This window comes from Algiphilus sp. (assembly GCF_023145115.1).
Lineage (GTDB): Bacteria > Pseudomonadota > Gammaproteobacteria > Nevskiales > Nevskiaceae > Algiphilus.
In genome coordinates, this window is the sequence record NZ_JAGLEJ010000058.1 from 1 (window position 1) to 1,816 (window position 1,816).

1 protein-coding gene is annotated in these 1,816 nt (G+C 67.0%); it reads right to left on the bottom strand.

The window, feature by feature from the left end:
- Positions 1 to 85: 85 nt before the first annotated feature.
- The gene (locus KAH28_RS17380; RefSeq protein ID WP_290578860.1) at positions 86 to 1,519 is read right to left on the bottom strand and encodes an IS110 family transposase; all 1,434 of its coding nucleotides are present in this window, start codon (positions 1,517 to 1,519) and stop codon (positions 86 to 88) included.
- Positions 1,520 to 1,816 lie beyond the last annotated feature (297 nt).

Consider the following 1,816-nt stretch of genomic DNA (forward strand, 5'->3'; position numbering starts at 1 on the left):
CATCGGGAAGTAGATCCGTAAGTCGATGATAGTCAGTTGCGTATGGAATTCCGGGGGTTGGGGGGGGTGGATCTCCTAAGGTCGCTCAGTTGGTGGCGACGGGGACCAGATCGTAGCCCATCTCTTTGGCTTGGCGGATTAGGCGCGCTTGTTGCCGTCGGGCGTGCGCCGCCTCTTCATCGGCGAATACCGATTCGCTGTAGATCTCGCTGCGGGTTACCAGGCGGTAGATGATCCGCGCCAGGCAATGGGCCATCGCGGTCAGAGCTTTCGGTGCGCCGAGCCTCGCGCGCATGCGCCGGTATCTCGCGCCCAGCGCGCTTTTGCTGCGATGGAGGCTCTGCGCGGCCTGCCGCAGCAGCAGTGCGAAGCGCGGCTTGCCGCGGCGACTGCGCGCGTCAAGCACCTTGCCGCCGCTGATCTTCGTGCCGGGGCACAGTCCGAGCCACGAGACGAACCGTCCGGCGGTGGCGAACCCGTCGAGGTCCGGCCCCACTTCACTGAGAAACGCCTGCACCGTCAGCGCGGAGATCCCGGGCACTGCGGTCAGGTCGGTGCCCAGAGCGCGGTAAAATCCGTCTTCGAGTGATTCGGCATCGGCGGGTTCGTTGGCCGAGACGGTCCGTCGGCCCGCGCGAGGGGGACGCGGTTTCTCCGCGGCGTCCACCCGCGCTTCGAGCGCGTCCACCCGCCGGCGGATCTCCCCGTCGAGCCGCGCGATCTGGCTCCGGTGGGTCTTCCACGCCTCCAGCGCGAGGCCGAGCACCAGCAGGTGTTCCTCGCGCCAGTCGCCGCACAGGCTCTTCTCAATGGTCGCACGGGCGGCCTTGATCCGGTGGTCGCGCAGGGCGGCCAGTGTGCGTGCGTCGCGCTCGCCGGCGACGATCGCCTCGATGATGGCCATGCCGGTCGTGCCGGTCAGGTCGCTGATGACGTGGTGGATCTGCAGGTTCATCTGGTCGAGGCACTTCTGCATGTGCCGCACCTGGTCGGCGGCCTGCCGAAGCACGCTCTCGCGGTGCCGCGTGAGACTGCGCATCGCGCAGATGTCCCCGGCCGGGCGGAAGCTGCCGTTGAGCAGCCCCACGGCATGGAGATGCGCGATCCACTGGCTGTCGCTTACGTCGCTCTTGCGGCCCGGGACGTGCTTGACGTGACGGGCGTTGACCAGCAGCACCTCGATCCCGCTGCTTTCGAGAATCTGATAGAGGGGGATCCAGTACATGCCGGTGGATTCCATCGCGATGGATTTGATCCCGCAGCGCTTCAGCCAGCGGGCGAGCTTGTGGAGATCCTCGGTGAAGGTCTTGAAGGTGCGCACCGGGCGGCTGTCGCGGTCGGCCGGCACGCATACGACGATCTCGCGTGCGCCGATGTCGGCTCCCGCCGCGTCGGGGTTGAGCGTCGGCATCACGGCCAGCTTGACCAGTTTGGCGGTTTTGCCCCGCCGGGCGGAGCTCTTCGGGCGGGCAGCTCCGCTGCAATCGCGGAGAAGTTTATCGAGTTCGGAGTTTGACATTGGATGGTTTGGATATGGTGTTGGGGTGGCGCGGACGGCGGCCCGGGTGGCGGTTTTGAGGCAATCTCATCGACGGGCTCGGCCCGGAGGCCGGCACCAGGGAATTGGCCGCCGGACCCGGCCCCACGCTGAAGGACGGAACGGGCTCGCGCCCGTTACCAGTGGACGTTCGGGGTATGGCTGTCCGCCGTCCACGCCACCCGCCCAATTACACAGAGCGCTCCGATATGCCAGCCCAACTTCCCCGTAGTATTGCTCCGCGGCACGCGGTTATCGGCGCTGAAGGGGCGACACAAC